Consider the following 15007-nt stretch of genomic DNA (forward strand, 5'->3'; position numbering starts at 1 on the left):
CGCCACCGGAAGCGGCGGGCATGACCTTCTCCGAGTCCGGGCCGGTGCCATCGCAGGGAAACATTGCCCAGCAGATTTTCTGGTACACCGCATTTACCGCCGACATGACCAAACCGGGCCTGCCGGTGGTCAACGCCGACGGCACGCCAAAATGGCGGATGGCACCATCGCCGCGCGGGCCGTATTGGGAAGAGGGCATGAAGCTTGGGTATCAGGACGTGGGATCGTGGACGTTCATGAAGTCCACGCCTGAGAAACAGAAACTGGCGGCGTGGCTGTATGCGCAGTTCGTCACTTCGAAAACCGTTTCGCTGAAGAAAACCATCGTCGGCCTGACGCCGATTCGCGAGTCGGACATCAACTCGCAGGCGATGACCGATCTGGCGCCGAAGCTTGGCGGTCTGGTCGAGTTCTACCGCAGCCCGGCCCGCGTGCAATGGACCCCGACCGGGACCAACGTGCCGGACTATCCGCGTCTGGCGCAACTTTGGTGGAGTCACATTGCCGAAGCGGCGAGCGGCGAGAAGACCCCGCAACAGGCGCTCGACGGTTTGGCCAAGGATCAGGACGCAATCATGACGCGCCTGGAACGCTCCAAGGCCCAAGCCACTTGTGCACCTAAAATGAACCCGGAGCGCGATGCGCAGTACTGGTTTGATCAGCCAGGTGCACCGAAACCGAAACTGGCGAACGAGAAGCCGAAAGGCGAGACCGTGAGCTACAACGAACTGCTGAAGTCGTGGGCGGATGCGCGTAAGTGATGGTTGATGTGTGAAAAGCAAACGGCACCGTGAGGTGCCGTTTTTTTGCTGCCTGATCTACCGCCATCGCTTGCAGGCAAGCTCCCACAGGTTTCTGTGGTGGCCACACATTCCGGGTACACCCGAAAACATTGTGGGAGCTGGCTTGCCAGCGATTCGGTCTGACATTCAACATTGATATCGACTGACCCACCGCTATCGTCAGCAGGCTCGCTCGCACAGGTTTCAGGGGCGGTGATTAGACTAAAACAGCCAAATCGGTGTACCGCGCAACCAAAGCATCAGCCGTGAGCAACTTCATCGGTTCGGTCATTGCTGTGGCCACGATAATGCGGTCAAACGGATCGCGATGATGGTGCTCAAGATCCTTCACGGCAATCGCGTGTTCTGCCGTCACCGGTAGTTCGATGAATCCGCTATCGATGCAATATTGGCGAATTTCTTCCAGATCAACATTCAGCTTGCCGAGCCCGACCTTGATCGCCATTTCCCAGAAGGTGGCGGCGCTGATGTAGATTTCGGCGGCGTTCTCAATCAGTTTTCTGGCTTTGCCGGACAGTCTGGCGTCATCACTGAGTGTCCAGAGCAAAATGTGCGTGTCGAGCAGAAGCCTCATGCTTGAGTGCCCTCAAATGCATCAAGCATGTCATCGGGCAATGGTGAGTCGAAATCGTCGGGCAACACCAGTTTGCCTTTCATTGCGCCAATACGTTGAGCGCTGGGTTTTCCTACGGGAACGAGGCGAGCCATCGGCCGGCCATGCTTGGCAATCGTGATGACTTGGCCAGCAGCGGCATCATCGACGAGTTTGGATAAATTGTTTTTGGCTTCAGCCAACGGAACGATGATCATCAGCTCACTCCTGTATTCTGGACAAATATAGCCAGAATATTTCAGCGCTGCCAATTCATAGACTTCTTCAGCCCATTCGCAAACGATATCCCTGTTCATTTTTTGCCTCTCGTCGGTATTCCATCTGCCACGGCCTCCACCATAGAGCTATCTACTCAAAACTGGCTGTAGGACAAAACGGAGGTTGCGGCGAGAGCTTTCGGCGTTTGTGTGGGGACGGGAGAAAATCGGTAAAAAATCGTACAAAAATATCGACTGACCCGCCGCCATCGCGAGCAGGCGAAGGCCTGTAGGTTTCAGTGGCGTTCACAAAACCTGAGTGCCCCGCAAATCACTGTGGGAGCTTGCCTGCAAGCGAAGGGGCCATTGGCGGCACCGCGGGAAACCCAAGCCGGAACACGGTCATCGCACCCGGCAAACTCTTCACCTCCGCCACACCCTGATGCAGGCTCATGATCGAGCGCACGATCGCCAGCCCCAACCCGGTGCTGCCCTGCGAACGCGAGCGGCTGCTGTCGACGCGGTAGAAGCGGTCGAACAGATGTGGCAGATGTTGTGCTTCAATTCCGGCCCCGGGGTTGCTGACCAGCAGGGAGGCCTGGGTCGCACCTTGTTCGATCAGCAACGTCACGGTTTTCCCGTTCGGGCAGTGGCGCAACGCGTTGGAAAGCAGATTGGAAATCGCCCGTTGAATCATCAGTCGATCACCCAGCACCGACGCGCTGCCGACAACGTTCAAATGAATGCTCTTATCCTGCGCCGACAGCGAGAACATCTCGGCCACTTTCGCGGCTTCAACCTCCAACGCCAGGGCTTCAAACGGCGCCAGCGCCGACGGATGACTGACCTGCGCCAGAAACAACATGTCCGAGACAATCCGCGCCACGCGCTCCAGTTCCTCGGTGCACGACACCAACACATCTTTGTACTCATCCACCGAGCGCTCGCGCGAAAGCGTCACCTGCGCCTTGCCCATCAGGTTATTGATCGGCGTACGTAGCTCATGCGCCAGGTCATCGGAGAACTGCGATAACTGCTGCACCCCGGCATCCAGCCGATGCAGCATGAAGTTGATGCCCTGCGCCAGTTCGCTCAGTTCCTGCGGCATGTTGACCACGGACAATCGATGGTCCAGATCCTGGGTCGAGACCATCGCCGCGACTTTGCGAAACTCACGCAGCGGCGCCAATCCACGCTGCACCGCGCCCCAGGCGGTCAGGCCGATGAACACCAGCAACAACGGCAGAGCGATCAGCGTCGAGCGCAGATAAGCGCTGAGCAACGCCTGATCGTGGGCGTTGTCCATCGACAGCAGGACCGGCACGCTGCTGCCGTCCTTGAGACGAATAAGCTTGGAAGCAGTGAGGAATTTAGCCCCTTCAGCATTGATGCTGTCGGAGTAAGCCAGTTGATCAGTGGTCGCCCGCACCGCTTTCAATTCAACCCGTGGATCGCTCAAACCACTGCCGGATTTGAGCAGCGGCGCGCGCAAATTCAGGCGGTCATAAATCGTCAGAGTGAGGTTGTCATGACCCATCACCTGATCGAGCAGAATATGCGGCTTGCCGGTGATTTCATTGGCATCGACGTATAACGACAAGCTGTGTTCGACCTGCGCCATCTTCTTCTCGAGACTGTCGCGGGACAGCGCATTGAGTTCATGGGTCAACGCGAAATAGGCGAGGATCGCCAAAAAAACCACCAGCAGCGCACCGAGAATACTCACCGTCAAACCCAGGCGCATCGACAGGCTTGAGGGCTTCATTCCCGTGCCTCCAGCACATAACCGACACCGCGCAGGGTGTGGATCAGTTTACTGTCGAACGGATCATCGATCTTCGCCCGCAAGCGGCGGATCGACACCTCGACCACATTGGTGTCGCAGTCGAAATTCATGTCCCACACCAGCGAGATGATCTGCGTACGCGTCAGCACTTCGCCGGACTGGCGCATCAGCAGATGCAGCAGGGCGAATTCCTTGGTGGTCAGGTCGATACGCTGCGCGCCACGAAACGCGCGATGGCGGCCCGGATCGAGTTCCAGATCGGCGACTTTCAGCACCTGCGGCACCGGGATGTTTTCGCTGCGCCGCATCAACGTGCGCACCCGCGCCAGCAGCTCAGGAAACTCGAACGGCTTGACCAGATAATCGTCGGCGCCCAGATCGAGTCCGCGAATTTTGTCGGCCAGACGCCCGCGCGCGGTGAGCATCATCACCCGCGTGGAGTGAGTGCGGCGCAGTTGTTCCAGTACGCCCCAGCCATCCAGTTCCGGCAGGTTCACATCGAGAATAATCAGGTCATACGCGTGTTGTTGCGCCAGGTGCAGGCCATCGGCACCGGTGGCGGCGTGGTCAACGACATAACCACTTTCGGTCAAACCCTGATGCAAGTATTCGGCAGCTTTAAGCTCGTCCTCGACGACAAGGATTCGCATGATCTTTCACCACTTTTATTTAATGGGTATTTAATTAAGGTGACCGGGAAAGTTATTGTTTTTGTAAGGTCTTCCGGACGTTGTTCAATAACGATAAGAAGCCCCTCACCCTAACCCTCTCCCAGAGGGAGAGGGGACTAAACGTGGGATGCTTCAGAACTGCACCGACGTGGAACATCTTTACGGAATCCATAGTCGACTTGATTTAACAGGTCGATGGAAAGTGTCATACACCTCGGTCGGCGCCCTCTCCCCCCGGGAGAGGGCTGGGGTGAGGGGAAGTGCGGACAATAAAGGTTGTAGCGGCTACAGGGTCAACCTCCAAGCGCTTTAAAACGCTGCTCTGCGACACCCGGTCACAGCACAAGCCACAAAATCCCCATGAGTTTGATTCCGGCAAGTGCAATTCAGCAGATAATTACCGTGTTTTTGTTTCGATGTATTTCGATAAAACCATTTGCACTTCGCATCCTAGAACAAAACAACTTCGGCAAACCGTGGATAACGGATTTGTAATGTTCCAGTCACCTTGTCGATAAGTTCAAAACCCTACCGTGGCGGCATCAAAAATCCTCAATTGAAGGAAGTCTTCCATTGCCCGGTTCAAGACAACTGACGGCGCGATCACGCCTGCGAAAAACAGCCAGCGGCATTCTGTTGTTGGCCAGTACCAGCCTTGCCAGTGCATCGACCCTGACCCTCGAACAAGCGCTGCAAACCGCCTTCGCCGGCAACCCGGATCTGGCCGCCGCGCAGTGGGAAATCGGTATTGCCGAGGGCGACCGCAAACAGGCTGGCTTGATCCCCAACCCTGAAGTCTCGTGGGAGGCCGAGGACACCCGGCGCAATTCGCGCACCACCACAGTGATGCTCAGTCAGCCGATCGAACTGGGTGGCAAACGCGGTGCACGCATCGATGTTGCCAGCCGCGCGCAGGACGCCGCCGGCATCGAACTGGAGCGCAAGCGCAATGCCCTGCGCGCCGATGTCATTCAGGCGTTCAACAGCGCGCAAACCGCGCAGCAGCGTTTGCAGCTGTCCCGGCAATCCCTGCAATTGGCCGAGCACGGTTTACGTGTTGCCCAAGGGCGCATCGAGGCAGGTAAATCGTCGCCTGTCGAAGGCACGCGGGCGCAGGTGCAGCTCTCGGAAGTGCGCCTTGAATTGAGCCGCGCCGAACGCGATCAGGCCACCGCGTACCAACAACTGGCGCAGGTCATGGGCGCGCCGCTACCGACCTCGACCAAGGTGCAGGCGCTCACGCAAAGCATGCCGGCCGTACCACCACCGACAAGATTGCTCGAGCGTCTGAACGAGACTGCCGAACTGCGTCTGGCCAAGCTGCAGATCGAACAGCGCGAAGCATCGCTGGGCCTGGAAAAGTCCCAGCGCATTCCCGACCTCACCGTGAGCATCGGCAGCCAATACAGCGAAACCGAGCGCGAGCGGGTCAACGTGGTCGGCCTGTCGATGCCGATTCCGCTGTTCAACCGCAATCAGGGCAACGTACTCGCCGCAGCACGCCGAACCGATCAGGCGCGGGATCTGCGCAACGCCACCGAGTTGCGCTTGCGCACCGACATCCAGACCAGCCTTGCGCAATGGCAGACCGCCAACGGCGAAGTCACCGCGTTCAACCAGACCATCCTGCCCGCCGCGCAAAGTGCAGTCGACAGCGCCACGCGCGGTTTCGAAATGGGTAAGTTTGGCTTCCTTGATGTGCTCGATGCGCAACGCACGCTGATCGCTGCGCGCAGCCAGTACATCCAGGCCGTCAGCGAAGCCACCGACGCCCGGGTACGCATCGAACGGATCTTCGGCGACCTCAGCGTCAGCCCTTGAATTTCACTTTTCACATCACTGCGCGCAGGTATGACGCAGAGGAGTTTCCATGGATAAAAAACTGATGGTGGTCGCGGTGGCGACGTTGGCGCTGGGCATTGGTATCGGCTCGCAGTGGTCAGGTAACGCAAGCATCGACGCGCATGCCGACGAGGCTTCCGAGCATGCCGATCACGCTGAAGAAGGCGCAGCGGCTGAACATGCCGAAGAAGGTCATATCGAATTGAGCGCCGAACAGATCACCGCTGCCGGTATTCAACTCGCCGAAGCGAAGGCGCATAGCATCAGCCGCGGCCTGCCGTTCCCCGGCGAAGTGCGCTTCGACGAAGACCGCACCGCCCACGTCGTGCCGCGCGTCCCGGGCGTGGTCGAGTCGGTGGCAGTCAACCTCGGGCAAACGGTGAAGAAGGGCCAGTTGCTCGCGGTGATCGCCAGTCAGCAGATCTCCGACCAACGCAGCGAACAGGCGGCCGCGCAACGGCGTTTGGCCTTGGCGCGTACCACCTACGAGCGCGAGAAAAAACTCTGGCAGGACAAAATCTCCGCCGAGCAGGATTTCTTGCAGGCGAAGCAGGCGCTGGAAGAAGCGGAAATCGCCATGAACAACGCCCGGCAGAAAATCAGCGTGCTCAGTGGCAGCGTGGTCGCCACGGGCGGCAATCGCTACGAATTGCGCGCACCGTTCGAGGGTGTAGTGGTGGAAAAACACCTGACGCCGGGGGAGGTGGTCGATGAAACCACGGCGGCGTTCACGCTCTCGGATCTGTCGCGAGTGTGGGTGACGTTTGGCGTTTCACCGAAGGACTTGACCAAGGTGCAGGTGGGTAAAACGGTCACTGTCAGCGCGCCGGAGTTGAACGCGCAAGTCACCGGCAGCGTGGCTTATGTCGGCAGTCTGCTTGGCGAACAAACCCGCACAGCGACCGTGCGCGTCACGCTGGAAAACCCGCAGGGCTCATGGCGTCCGGGGTTGTTCGTCACGGCGCTGGTGGCCACCGACAGCCGTCAGGCGCCAGTCGCGGTGCCGGAAACCGCGATCCAGACCGTCGAGGACAAACCCACGGTGTTCGTGCGTACCGACGACGGCTTCAAGGCGCAAGCAGTGGAGCTGGGCAGTCGCGCGGCGGGGCAGGTGGAAATCACCCAGGGCCTGGAGGCTGGCGTGCAAGTCGCCAGCGCCGGCAGCTTCGTCCTCAAATCGGAACTGGGCAAAGCCTCAGCCGAGCACAGTCATTAATTCTGGAAGGTCCTCATGTTCGAACGCCTGATCCAGTTTGCCATCGAGCAGCGCATCATCGTCCTGCTCGCCGTTCTGCTTATGGCCGGCCTCGGCATCGCCAGTTATCAAAAACTGCCGATCGACGCCGTGCCGGACATCACCAACGTCCAGGTGCAAATCAACACCGGCGCCGCCGGGTTCTCGCCGCTGGAAACCGAGCAGCGCATCACTTTTCCGATTGAAACCGCCATGGCCGGTTTGCCGGCGCTGGAGCAGACCCGTTCGTTGTCACGCTCGGGCCTGTCGCAGGTCACGGTGATCTTCAAGGACGGCACCGACCTGTTCTTCGCCCGGCAATTGGTCAACGAGCGTTTGCAGATCGCCAGGGCGCAGTTGCCTGAAGGCGCGGAAGCAGTGATGGGGCCGATTTCCACCGGTCTCGGCGAGATCTTCTTGTGGACCGTGGAAGCCAAGGAGGGCGCACTCAAGGACGACGGCACAGCCTACACACCGACCGATCTGCGGGTGATTCAGGACTGGATCATCAAGCCGCAATTGCGCAACGTGCCGGGTGTGGCGGAGATCAACACCATCGGTGGTTTCGCCAAGGAATATCAGATTGCGCCGGACCCGAAACGCCTGGCCGCGTACAAGCTGACCCTCACCGATCTGGTCACTGCACTGGAGCGCAACAACGCCAACGTCGGCGCCGGTTACATCGAGCGCAGCGGCGAGCAATTGCTGATCCGCGCGCCGGGGCAAGTGGCGAGCACCGAGGACATCGCCAACATCGTCATGGCCAATGTCGACGGCACGCCGATCCGGGTGAAGAACGTCGCGACAGTGGAAATCGGCCGCGAACTGCGTAGTGGAGCGGCCACGGAAAATGGTCGGGAAGTGGTGCTCGGCACGGTGTTCATGTTGATCGGCGAGAACAGTCGCACGGTCTCGCAAGCGGTGGCCAGCAAGCTCGAACAGATCAATAAATCCCTGCCCCAAGGCGTGATCGCCGTGCCGGTGTACGACCGCACGCACCTGGTCGACAAAGCCATCGCCACGGTGAAAAAGAACCTCATCGAGGGGGCGATTCTGGTCATCGCGATTCTGTTCCTGTTCCTCGGCAACATCCGTGCGGCGCTGATTACCGCGATGGTGATTCCGCTGTCCATGCTGTTTACGTTCACCGGGATGTTCAGCAACAAGGTCAGCGCCAACCTGATGAGCCTCGGCGCGCTGGACTTCGGGATTATTGTCGACGGCGCGGTGGTGATTGTCGAAAACACCCTGCGTCGGTTGGCCCATGCGCAGCAGTATCACGGCCGTTTGCTGACCCGCGCCGAGCGTTTCAAGGAAGTCTTTGCCGCAGCGAAAGAGGCGCGGCGACCGCTGATTTTCGGCCAGTTGATCATCATGGTCGTGTACCTGCCGATCTTCGCCCTGAGCGGTGTCGAGGGGAAAATGTTCCACCCGATGGCGTTTACCGTGGTGATTGCGTTGCTCGGTGCAATGCTGCTTTCCGTGACCTTTGTGCCAGCGGCCATCGCGTTGTTCGTCACTGGCAAGGTCAAGGAAGAAGAGGGTGCGGTGATGCGTGGTGCGCGTCGTGTTTATGCTCCGGCGCTCGCCTGGGTCATGTCTCATCGCACAATCGCAGTGGGTGCGGCGTTGGGCGTGATCGTCCTTAGTGGCGTGCTCACCAGTCGTATGGGCAGCGAATTTGTGCCCAGCCTCAGCGAAGGCGATTTTGCCCTGCAAGCGTTGCGCGTGCCGGGCACCAGCCTGACGCAATCGGTGGATATGCAGCAGCGGCTGGAGACCTTGATTCTGGCCAAGGTGCCGGAAGTCGAACGCGTCTTTGCCCGCACCGGCACAGCGGAAATTGCCTCCGACCCGATGCCGCCGAACATCTCCGACAGCTACGTCATGCTCAAGCCGAAAGAGCAGTGGCCGGACCCGGGCAAGTCCCGCGAAACTCTGATGGCCGAGTTGCAGGCTGCCGCCGCGACACTGCCGGGCAGCAACTATGAACTGTCACAGCCGATTCAGTTGCGCTTCAACGAACTGATCTCCGGTGTGCGCAGCGATGTCGCGGTGAAGGTGTTTGGCGATGACATGGACATGCTCAACGCCACCGCTGCGAAGATTGCGACGGCGATGCAGAAGGTCAATGGCGCGTCCGAGGTCAAGGTTGAGCAGACTACCGGGTTGCCCGTGCTGACCATCAACATCGATCGCGATAAAGCCGCGCGCTACGGGCTCAACGTCGGTGATGTGCAGGACACCATCGCCGTCGCGGTGGGCGGGCGTCAGGCCGGGACGTTGTATGAGGGCGACCGGCGTTTCGACATGGTCGTGCGTTTGTCCGATGCCATGCGCAAAGACATCGACGGTTTGTCGGCGCTGCTGATTCCGGTGCCCGCAGTGAATGGCGCGGCCAACCAGATCGGCTTCATCGCGCTGCAAGACGTCGCCAGCCTCGACCTGGTGCTCGGGCCGAATCAGGTCAGCCGCGAGGACGGCAAGCGTCTGGTAATCATCAGCGCCAACGTGCGCGGGCGTGATATCGGCTCGTTTGTCAGCGAGGCCGGCGAGGTAATCGAACGTGATGTGCAGATCCCGGCGGGTTACTGGACCCGTTGGGGCGGGCAGTTCGAGCAGCTGCAATCGGCGGCCAAGCGTTTGCAGATTGTGGTGCCGGTGGCGCTGCTGCTGGTGTTCGGCTTGTTGTTCATGATGTTCAACAATCTGAAGGATGGCTTGCTGGTGTTTACCGGAATTCCGTTTGCGTTGACCGGTGGGGTCATGGCGCTGTGGTTGCGCGATATTCCGCTGTCGATTTCTGCTGGCGTCGGATTTATTGCATTGTCCGGGGTGGCGGTGTTGAACGGCCTGGTGATGATTGCGTTTATTCGTAATTTGCGTGAGGAGGGGCGTTCGCTGTCCGACGCTATCAACGAAGGCGCGCTGACGCGGTTGCGGCCTGTGTTGATGACGGCGTTGGTGGCGTCGCTGGGGTTTATTCCGATGGCTCTCGCAACGGGCACAGGTGCTGAAGTGCAACGGCCACTGGCAACCGTAGTGATCGGCGGAATCCTGTCTTCGACGATCCTCACGCTGCTGATATTGCCGGCGCTCTACCAACTCGCCCATCGCCGGGATGAGGACGCTGTTCCAACTAAATAGGTAATCCCCCTGTGGGAGCGAGCCTGCTCGCGAAGACGATCTGTCAGTCAACAATGATGTGACTGAACCACCGCTTTCGCGAGCAGGCGCGCTCCCACAGGGGTTATGTGCACTGATCCGGCACATAACGGATATGTAATTTCCCCGCCACCGTCACGAAAGGTGCGCCTTGTTACCTTGATCCCGTCAGCTACTTAAACGAGGAATCAACGATGAAACTTGCCCAACTCAGTACCTTCGCAGCCGCTCTGGCGATCTCTTCCGTGGCCCTGGCCGAAGGCGGCGGTGACCGTACTTTCGAACGGATGATGACCAACAACGACCGTTCCATGGAGCTGTTCGTCGCCAAGGAAAAAGCCGCCGGCAACCCGGTGGTCGTCAACGACAAGAAAGACGAAAAAACCCGCGATCTGTAAGCCTGATGCAGTTATAGAAGCCCTTCATCGCGCATCGATGCCGGGCTTTTTTTCAAGCCCGGACGGGAAGGAAATGGATATGAAAGTACTCAAGTTGATCGCATTCGCCGCTGTCATGGCGATGTCTGTGAATGTGCTGGCTGAAGGTGGTGGTGACCGCACTTTCGAACGTGCGCTCAGCGCCAACACCAAAGCCATGGAACAGTACGCCGCCAACCAGGGCAAAGCATCGCCGGTGGTGAAGGATTACGCGTACGGCATGAAGCTGGACGTGGTCAAAGTGGTGAGCGTGGTGAAGCCGCAGCCTGCGTGCAAAGTGGTGCCGACGGCCATGACTTATGAGGATTCCAAGGGGCAGCTCAACACCATCAGGTACAGCGTGATGGGTGTGTGTCGGAACGGCGGGAGCTGAATCCTTCACGGCGAAACGCGGTCCCCTGTAGGAGCTGCCGAAGGCTGCGATCTTTTGATCTTGATCTTAAAAATCAAAGTCAAAAGATCGCAGCCTTCGGCAGCTCCTACAGGGCCGAATTTCAATATCACGATGCGTATTTCAATTCGTGATGTTTAAAGGCTGTGTTAGAAATACGGAACCTTCCCACAATGTTTTCAGGTTGTCCGTCGGACGTCCGCTCTCTAGCCTGTGTGGGTCGCTGCCAATTCAGCGATCGGGATTGGAACCCCGCGGCTCAACTGAAGCAAAACGCACTGTTCATGACGTATGCTTGCGCACTTTCATGTGTGCACTCCGTTATGGCGGCTGTGCGCGGGAGACTTCGAGTCTGTCGGGTTTGCTCAGTTGCCCGGGTTCCAACCTGCGTACAGCTGCCACCCTTTCGCGTGGAACCGAAAGGGCCAGCTCCACCTTCAAGCTGAGTAAAACATTATGAAAAAGCCAACCCCAAATCCCCCCCGAAGCAGACGCCATCCCCGACGCCAACTCAACATCCCCCTACGCCTCCGTCGACACCCGAAAACTCCACGAAGCCGCCGACCGCGCCCTCGACTTCTACCTCAAACCGTCAGCCGCGATCATGTCCGCACCGTACATTCCCAACCAGATGTTCCTGGTCAATCCCAACGCCGACACTGAATCGCTGCTGGCCAACGCCAGTGAATCGCTGTCGTCGGCCACAGTCATGCTCGGTGACTTCGCGGCATTGCTGGAAGGCACTCATCGCAAGACGCTGTTGGGGATTGCGCAGGTCGTCATGCTCGGCGAACTGGCGGTGAACAAAGCGCTGGACCGGATCGACGTGCCGACCTAGTTGCCGCTTTTGATCTGAAGTCAGTAAAGAACCCGGCCCCGCACGCAGGGCCGGGTTTCTCCCGTGAGGACTATTTCGCCGGCAGCGACTCGACATCCACAACGGCCGGTACCGGCGCGGCCTCATGGTTCAATTTGCGTCGGGCAATCTCGGCGCCGCGCAAACGCAGCGGCGTTTCGATAAAGCGGTAATTGAGTTCACTCAAGACCACCAGCACAACCACTGACGTCAGTATCAACTCCAGGGTAAAGCGCCCGTCCAGCGGCACGCCCTGACTCGCCGCCACACGCGTCCAGATCTCGGTACTCAGGTGATTGGTAAACACGTGGATCACGTACAGGCCATACGACCGCGAGCCGAGCCACTGCATGAAGCCACGCATGAACACCGGACAATAGATGTAGCCTTTCTGGTAACTCGCCAGCCAGACAATCACGAGCGCGACGATCGCGACCATGCCCACCGCAATCGGCATGGCGATCAGCTGTATGGCCACGGCGCCGAGCATGTAGAGCAGAAACAGCGTGCACAGCAGCGCTTTGAGCGTCCCCTGACCCAGCCCGAGCGGTTCGATCTGCTGGTAGAGACGGGTGCGAGTGAACAGGCACAGGACAATACCCCATAGCATGGCGTCGAGGCGGAAGTTTGCGAGCAGGCTGCTTGTCGGGGTGCCGAACGGGTTTCGATCCAGACCGAATTGCAAGGCAATCAGCGCCAGCAGGGCAATGATCCGCCAGCGCGGCGCCGTGATAAACAGCAGAAAAAACGGCAAGAAAAAGTAGAACTGCTCTTCCAGCGCCAGGCTCCAGTAGTGAGGGCTGGAACCCAATAGCGAGTCGTAACCGTGTGCCAGGTTAGCGCTGAATGTCGCAACAGCGGTGAAGCTGCGCAGGTTGTCGAACCACGAACCGAAGGCGTTCGACTGGTTGAATACGAGGGAGAAGCACAGTGGCATGAGGATCCACAGCCAGGCGGTGGGCAATAGGCGGTAGGCGCGCCGCAACCAGAAACACGCTGCTGCCAGACCAAACTGACCCTGCGTGCGGTGCTTGTCGAAGTAGTCCAGATAAGCCTTGCTCACCACGAAACCGGAAATGCAGAAGAATAGATCTACCCCTGTCCAGGGCATGAAAATCGAGAACATCCTCAACAGCGTATCGGTATGGAACGGCAACATCATGGTGACATGGCTGAAAAAGGTCAGGCCGACAGCCACGCCTCGCAAGTATTCGATCTCCAGGTTTTTACGGCTACTCATCGGTCCCTCGTTATTGTTGTTTGTCCGCCCGGGCGAAGATGGCAGGTGGCCTGCGCTTCGGTCAAGGCAACGAGGGCTTTTTCCAGCGCAAAAAAAAGGCGCCCCGAAGGACGCCAAAAGATTCACCTCTTACCAAAGGAGCAAGGCGCTTCTAAAGGTGAATTTGCATCGACCATGCAGTCAGAGAATGGCCAGTGGGTATTCGACAATCACCCGCAGTTCTTCCAGGTCCGACTCGAACGCCGTGGCGCGGGTGGTGGCCTGGCGCAAGCGCAGTGACAGGTCTTTCATCGAGCCGGTTTGCACCACGTATTTGACTTCGATATCGCGCTCCCAACGCTTCTGATCGGTCAGCGGATTGCCCTCGGCATCGCGGCGCATGTACACGGCGTTAGCGTTGGAGTAATCGGCGTCGGTGCCGCGCGCGTAGCGGGTCATGAACGACAAGCCCGGTACGCCGTAAGTGCTCATGTCGAGGTCATAACGCACCATCCACGAACGTTCTTTCGGCGAGTTGAAATCGCTGTACTGGATCGAGTTGTCGAGGAAGATCGAGTCAGACTGGCGCAGGTAATCGAAGTCGTCATTGCCGTTGTTGCGCTGGTGGGAGAGGGCGACCGAGTGGGCGCCGAGTTTGACGCCGACGCGACCGCTCCAGATGTTGTTGTCGAATTCGCCAAGCAGTTGTTTGCCTTCGTCGACGGCCTTGTAATAGTTCAGGCCACCGAACAGTGACAGGTCATCAGAGAGTGGGTAGGTCCAGGCAGTACCGGCGTAGTACTGATTCCAGGCGTCCTTGAGGCGACTGGAGTACAGGCTGAAACTGAGGTTCTTGTTCAGCACATAATCGCCGCCGCCATAAGCGATCCACGGCGAATTGACCGGGCCTGCGTAGAACGTGGCGAAGTTCTCGCGCATGTCACTGGATACCGGTTGGCTCATCGCATGCAACCGCCCGCCCTGTACTGACAGACCTGTGATGCTGGTGTTGCTCGCTGTCACCCCGCGAAAGCTCTCCGGCAGCAAGCGCGAATCACCCGCCGCCACCACCGGATTGGCCGGGAACACATCACCGACCTTGATCACTGTATCGAACGCCCGGATTTTCGCGGCGCCACCCACCTTGGTGTATTCGTCTCGCGCGTCGCCGTCGCTGTTGACCGGCAACACATCAAACGAGCTGCGCCCACCATTACGGCCGTCGCCGGTATCGAGTTTCAGACCCATCATCGCAAACGCATCAACACCGACCCCGACGGTGCCTTGGGTAAAACCGGATTCGAACTTGCTGATGACCGCATGCGACCAGGCTTCGGAATAACCGTTGCCGGTCGGGCTTGACTGGCCGTTGCGATGATCACGATTGAAGTAGAAGTTACGGTTGAGCACCGTCAGGCTGCTGCCTTCGACGAAGCCTTCAGGCTTGTCTTCTGCAAACACCATGGACGGCCCGGCGCCGACCACCACCGCTAAAGCGGCCATCGACATTTTTGAATTGTTAACCATCAAACACTCCTTGGGTTCGGCAGAACGGGAACGTGCGTCGGCGTGGTTTTATTGTTCGACGGGCAAGGGCCCGCCGGCATTGGTCGCCGGGTCACATCGTTGCAAGCTGCGGATAACGCCAAGGTGATGAGGGAATTACAATTTCGTCATGTGGTTATATGGATTGAGTGAACGCCACATAAACCTGTGGGAGCGAGCCTGCTCGCGAAAGCGGAGTGTCAGCCAATCAAGATGTTGAAAGTGCCTACGCCTTCGCGAGCAGGCAC

Annotated in this window: 12 protein-coding genes and 1 pseudogene; 7 read left to right on the forward strand and 6 right to left on the reverse strand. The window is 58.7% G+C overall.

Going from position 1 to position 15007, the window contains the following annotated elements; translation table 11 throughout:
* A partial coding sequence (locus M9827_RS26105; protein ID WP_250608051.1) for a type 2 periplasmic-binding domain-containing protein occupies positions 1-761 on the forward strand: 761 nt, incomplete at its 5' end.
* Positions 762-999: 238 nt separating this feature from the next.
* Here the strand turns inward: M9827_RS26105 and M9827_RS26110 are convergent.
* The 4 genes from M9827_RS26110 to M9827_RS26125 form a co-directional block, all read right to left on the reverse strand.
* Positions 1000-1377, reverse strand: a complete 378-nt coding sequence (locus M9827_RS26110) for a type II toxin-antitoxin system VapC family toxin (protein WP_250608053.1) — start codon at positions 1375-1377, stop codon at positions 1000-1002.
* Positions 1374-1712 carry a type II toxin-antitoxin system Phd/YefM family antitoxin gene (locus tag M9827_RS26115; protein WP_245397987.1) on the reverse strand — a complete coding sequence of 113 codons (339 nt, stop codon included), beginning with the start codon at positions 1710-1712 and terminating at the stop codon, positions 1374-1376. Before M9827_RS26115 ends, M9827_RS26110 begins: the two co-directional genes overlap by 4 nt.
* 232 nt (positions 1713-1944) lie before the next feature.
* Complete coding sequence (locus tag M9827_RS26120; RefSeq protein WP_250608054.1) at positions 1945-3378, reverse strand: heavy metal sensor histidine kinase; 1434 nt, start codon at positions 3376-3378, stop codon at positions 1945-1947.
* Positions 3375-4049 carry a heavy metal response regulator transcription factor gene (locus M9827_RS26125; protein ID WP_250608055.1) on the reverse strand — a complete coding sequence of 225 codons (675 nt, stop codon included), beginning with the start codon at positions 4047-4049 and terminating at the stop codon, positions 3375-3377. Before M9827_RS26125 ends, M9827_RS26120 begins: the two co-directional genes overlap by 4 nt.
* Positions 4050-4643: 594 nt before the next feature.
* Between M9827_RS26125 and M9827_RS26130 the strand changes: the two genes are divergently transcribed.
* The 6 genes and pseudogenes from M9827_RS26130 to M9827_RS26155 all read left to right on the forward strand — a co-directional run bounded on the left by M9827_RS26130 (position 4644) and on the right by M9827_RS26155 (position 11977).
* Positions 4644-5891, forward strand: a complete 1248-nt coding sequence (locus M9827_RS26130; RefSeq protein WP_250608056.1) for a TolC family protein — start codon at positions 4644-4646, stop codon at positions 5889-5891.
* 49 nt (positions 5892-5940) lie between these two features.
* Complete coding sequence (locus M9827_RS26135; RefSeq protein WP_250608057.1) at positions 5941-7128, forward strand: efflux RND transporter periplasmic adaptor subunit; 1188 nt, start codon at positions 5941-5943, stop codon at positions 7126-7128.
* Between the two features lie 15 nt (positions 7129-7143).
* Positions 7144-10293 carry a CusA/CzcA family heavy metal efflux RND transporter gene (locus tag M9827_RS26140; protein WP_250608058.1) on the forward strand — a complete coding sequence of 1050 codons (3150 nt, stop codon included), beginning with the start codon at positions 7144-7146 and terminating at the stop codon, positions 10291-10293.
* A gap of 212 nt (positions 10294-10505) precedes the next feature.
* Positions 10506-10709, forward strand: a complete 204-nt coding sequence (locus tag M9827_RS26145; protein ID WP_250608060.1) for a co-regulatory protein PtrA N-terminal domain-containing protein — start codon at positions 10506-10508, stop codon at positions 10707-10709.
* A 79-nt stretch (positions 10710-10788) separates the two neighbouring features.
* A complete protein-coding gene (locus tag M9827_RS26150; RefSeq protein ID WP_250608062.1) occupies positions 10789-11121 on the forward strand; it encodes a DUF2790 domain-containing protein in 333 nt (110 codons plus the stop codon).
* Positions 11122-11595: 474 nt separating this feature from the next.
* Positions 11596-11977: pseudogene (locus M9827_RS26155) on the forward strand (DUF6124 family protein).
* Positions 11978-12047: 70 nt separating this feature from the next.
* Here M9827_RS26155 and M9827_RS26160 read toward each other — a convergent pair.
* Complete coding sequence (locus tag M9827_RS26160) at positions 12048-13235, reverse strand: acyltransferase family protein (protein ID WP_250608064.1); 1188 nt, start codon at positions 13233-13235, stop codon at positions 12048-12050.
* Between the two features lie 180 nt (positions 13236-13415).
* Complete coding sequence (locus M9827_RS26165; protein WP_250608066.1) at positions 13416-14741, reverse strand: OprD family porin; 1326 nt, start codon at positions 14739-14741, stop codon at positions 13416-13418.
* Between the last annotated feature and the right edge of the window lie 266 nt (positions 14742-15007).

Source organism: Pseudomonas sp. AKS31 (assembly GCF_023634765.1).
GTDB lineage: Bacteria > Pseudomonadota > Gammaproteobacteria > Pseudomonadales > Pseudomonadaceae > Aquipseudomonas.